Source organism: Rhodococcus sp. R1101, from assembly GCF_000278445.1.
GTDB classification, from domain to species: domain Bacteria; phylum Actinomycetota; class Actinomycetes; order Mycobacteriales; family Mycobacteriaceae; genus Rhodococcus; species Rhodococcus gordoniae.
The window spans coordinates 1-3,514 of the sequence record NZ_AJVB01000408.1; the positions used below are offsets into that span (position 1 = coordinate 1).

Here is a 3,514-nt window from a genome sequence, read left to right on the forward strand (position 1 = left end):
GTGGCAGGCGGATCGCGGCGAACAGACCTGCGGACGAGATGATCGCACCCAGTACGAAGACCGGCGTGGTGGAGAACCGCTCGGCGATCGCCAACCCGGCGGGCAGGCCGATCGTCTGCGACGCGGCAATGGCGATGCCGAGCATGCCGGTGGCACGGCCGAGCAACCTCGGCGGCGCCAGTTCGCCGACGAGCGCGGCCGACGCCACGGTGATCATCCCGAAGCCGATACCGCGGAGCCCGGAGATCCCGAGCACCGCTGCCGGGGCCATCGACACGAGGAACAGCAGCGACGGTGGCCCGAGGAACAGGCAGCCGGCTGCGAGTGTCGCGCGGTGACCGAACGCGCGCAGCAGTCGCGGCATCGCGAGTTGCGTGAGGACGGTGGTGAGCATGAACACCGCCGTCACCGATCCGGCGAGCGTGTCGCTGCCACCGGCCTCCGCGATCGCCCACGGCACGACCGGCAGCAGCAGCGAGAAGCCTCCGAAGGCCGCCGCGGACGTCGACCATGCCGGGATCAGACCACGAACGGTGAACAGCCCTTGTTGTTCTGCCACGTCAGAGCAACCGGAAGACGCCCGCGGCGGCTGCCAGCACGGTCAGAGCCAGCAGCACACCCGCGAACAACGTGTTGCGTGCCTTCCACATCGACCACGTTCCGCCGGCGGCGAATCCGGCCACGATGAAGCACAGATAGGTGAGGACGACATCCATGTGTCAGAGACTGCCCTTCGTCGACGGGATGCCGGACACACGCGGGTCGGGTTCGACGGCCTCGCGCAGCGCGCGGGCGACGGCCTTGAACTCGGCTTCGGTGATGTGGTGCGGGTCGCGGCCGTAGAGCACCCGCACGTGCAGGGCGACTCGGGCATGGAATGCGAACGACTCGAAGACGTGCCTGTTGATCACCGTCGAGTACGGCACACCGGGATAACCACCGATCACCGAGTGCACCATGTAGTCGGGTTCACCGGTGAACACGCAGTAGGGGCGGCCGGAGACGTCCACGGAGGCGTGGGCGAGGGTCTCGTCCATCGGGATGAAGCAGTCGCCGAACCGGCGGATGCCGCGCTTGTCGCCGAGCGCCTGACCGAAGGCCTGCCCCAGCACGATCGCGGTGTCCTCGACGGTGTGGTGGGCGTCGATCTCGACGTCGCCCTGGGCCTGGACGGTCAGGTCGAAGCAACCGTGCTGCCCGAGGGCGGTGAGCATGTGGTCGTAGAACGGGATGCCCGTCGAGATGTCGGTGCGGCCCGTGCCGTCGAGGTTCACCTCGACGGTGATGCTCGATTCCTTCGTCGTGCGTTCGACGCGCGCGATGCGGTCGCTCATCTGGATGCCTCGATTTCCGTGGCTGCGAGCTTCTCGCTCACCCGCAGCAACTCGTCGTTCTCGTGGGTCAGGCCGATCGTGGTGCGGAGATAGCCGGGGATGCCGACATCGCGGATGAGCACGCCTTCGTCGAGATAGCGCTGCCAGGTGGCGGCGGAGTCGGCGAAGCGACCGAAGAGGATGAAGTTGGCGTCGGAGGGGATCACGTCGTAGCCGAACCGGGTGAGTTCCGCCGCGACGCGGTCGCGCTGGGCGGCCAGTTCCGCGACCGATGCCAGGGTTTCGTCGGCGTGCCTCAGGGCGGCGCGGGCGGCCGCCTGGGTGACGACCGACAGGTGGTAGGGCAGGCGCACGAGCAGCAGCGCCTCGATCACCGCGGGGGCGGCAGCGAGATAACCGAGCCGTCCACCGGCGAAGGCGAATGCCTTGCTCATCGTCCGCGAGACGACGATCTTCGACGGGTACTCGTCGATCAGCGACAGAGCGCTCGGCTGCGAGGAGAACTCGACGTAGGCCTCGTCGACGATCACGATGCCGGGTGCGGCGTCGAGGATCACGCGCAACTGATCGAGCGGGATGCTGTGTCCCGTCGGATTGTTGGGGCTGGTGACGAAGACGACGTCGGGCCGTCGCTCACGAACCGCCGCCGCCGATGCCTCGACGTCGAGCGTGAAGTCGTCGCGCCGGTAGGTGGGCAGCCACTGGGTCTGCGTGCCGTCGGCGATGATCGGGTGCATCGAGTACGACGGCACGAAGCCCATCGAGGTGCGTCCGGGGCCTCCGAAGGCCTGCAGGAGCTGCTGCAGTATCTCGTTGGAACCGTTTGCCGCCCAGACATTCTCGACACCGAGTGAGACACCGGACGCCTGCCTGAGATAGGCGGCGAGGTCGGTGCGCAACGCGACCGCGTCACGGTCGGGATAGCGGTGCAGCTGCGTGGCGGCCTCGCGGACCGCCTCGGCGACGTCGTCGACGAGGGCGCGGGTCGGCGGATGCGGGTTCTCGTTCGTGTTCAGCTGCACCGGCACCGTCAGCTGAGGGGCGCCGTAGGGCGACTTTCCGCGCAGATTCTCGCGCAGCGGGAGATCGTCGAGGGTGATCCGGGCACCCGGAACGGTCGATTCGCTCACTTCAGGGCCTCGAATCGCAGTCGCACGGCCTCGCCGTGGGCAGGCAGGTCCTCGGCGTTCGCCAGGGCGATGACGTGACCGGAGACGTCCTTCAGGGCGGCTTCGGTGTATTCGACGACGTGGATGCCGCGCAGGAAGGTCTGCACACTCAGCCCGGAGGAGTGCCGCGCACAACCGGCGGTGGGCAGCACGTGGTTCGAACCGGCGCAGTAGTCGCCCAGCGAGACCGGCGCCCACGGTCCGACGAAGATCGCACCCGCCGAACGGACGCGGGCGGCCACCTCGGAGGCGTTCTCGGTCTGGATCTCGAGGTGCTCGGCCGCGTAGGCGTTGACGACCTTCAATCCCTGCTCGAGGTCGTCGACGAGGACGATGCCCGACTGGCTGCCGGACAGCGCCGTGGCGACCCGCTCGCGGTGCTTGGTGAGCTCGAGCTGGGCGGCGAGCGCGGTGTCGACGGCGTCGGCCAGTTCGGTGCTGGTGGTGACGAGCACCGAGGCGGCCATGACGTCGTGTTCGGCCTGGCTGACGAGATCGGCGGCGACGTGCACGGGATCGGCGGTGTCGTCGGCGAGGATCGCGATCTCGGTGGGGCCCGCCTCGGCGTCGATGCCGACCACGGCGCGGCACAGCCGCTTGGCGGCGGTGACGTAGATGTTGCCGGGGCCGGTGATCATGTCGACCGGGGCGAGTTCGGCGCCGTCGGTATCGGTGCCGCCGTAGGACAGCAGTGCCACTCCCTGGGCGCCGCCGACGGCCCACACCTCGTCGACACCGAGCAGCGCGGCCGCGGCGAGGATGGTCGGGTGCGGCAGTCCACCGAAGTTCTTCTGCGGTGGCGAGGCGATGACGAGCGATTCGACGCCCGCGGCCTGCGCCGGAACGACGTTCATCACGACCGACGACGGGTAGACCGCGTTGCCGCCGGGCACGTAGAGGCCCACACGTTCGACCGGGCACCCCCCGAGGCCGGTTCCGGGGTGGACCCGAGGGAGGGTCCGTGGGTGGGTCGGGGGTCCGGGGGCCGGGTCCGTCCGTCCCGAACGGGGG

The 3,514-nt window shown here is 69.2% G+C and carries 5 protein-coding genes; all 5 read right to left on the reverse strand.

The features are described from left to right. Positions 1-559, reverse strand: a 559-nt coding sequence (locus R1101_RS0118780; RefSeq protein ID WP_016934879.1) for an MFS transporter, incomplete at its 3' end; no start/stop codon positions are given. A gap of 1 nt (position 560) precedes the next feature. Continuing rightward, a complete protein-coding gene (locus R1101_RS30745; protein ID WP_016696019.1) occupies positions 561-716 on the reverse strand; it encodes a hypothetical protein in 156 nt (51 codons plus the stop codon). A 3-nt stretch (positions 717-719) separates the two neighbouring features. Further along, on the reverse strand, positions 720-1,334 hold the full coding sequence (gene hisB / locus R1101_RS0118790) for an imidazoleglycerol-phosphate dehydratase HisB (protein ID WP_016934880.1): 615 nt from the start codon (positions 1,332-1,334) through the stop codon (positions 720-722). Further along, a complete protein-coding gene (locus R1101_RS0118795; protein ID WP_016934881.1) occupies positions 1,331-2,464 on the reverse strand; it encodes a histidinol-phosphate transaminase in 1,134 nt (377 codons plus the stop codon). The genes hisB and R1101_RS0118795 overlap by 4 nt, the downstream gene beginning before the upstream one ends. After that, positions 2,461-3,514, reverse strand: a 1,054-nt coding sequence (hisD, locus tag R1101_RS27505) for a histidinol dehydrogenase (RefSeq protein ID WP_232284786.1), incomplete at its 5' end; no start/stop codon positions are given. The genes R1101_RS0118795 and hisD, both read right to left, overlap by 4 nt.

Bases quoted from the DNA above. Each gene is read 5' to 3' on its own strand.
- R1101_RS30745 (WP_016696019.1), bottom strand. From the start codon at position 716: ATGGATGTCGTCCTCACCTATCTGTGCTTCATCGTGGCCGGATTCGCC.
- hisB (WP_016934880.1), bottom strand. From the start codon at position 1,334: ATGAGCGACCGCATCGCGCGCGTCGAACGCACGACGAAGGAATCGAGC.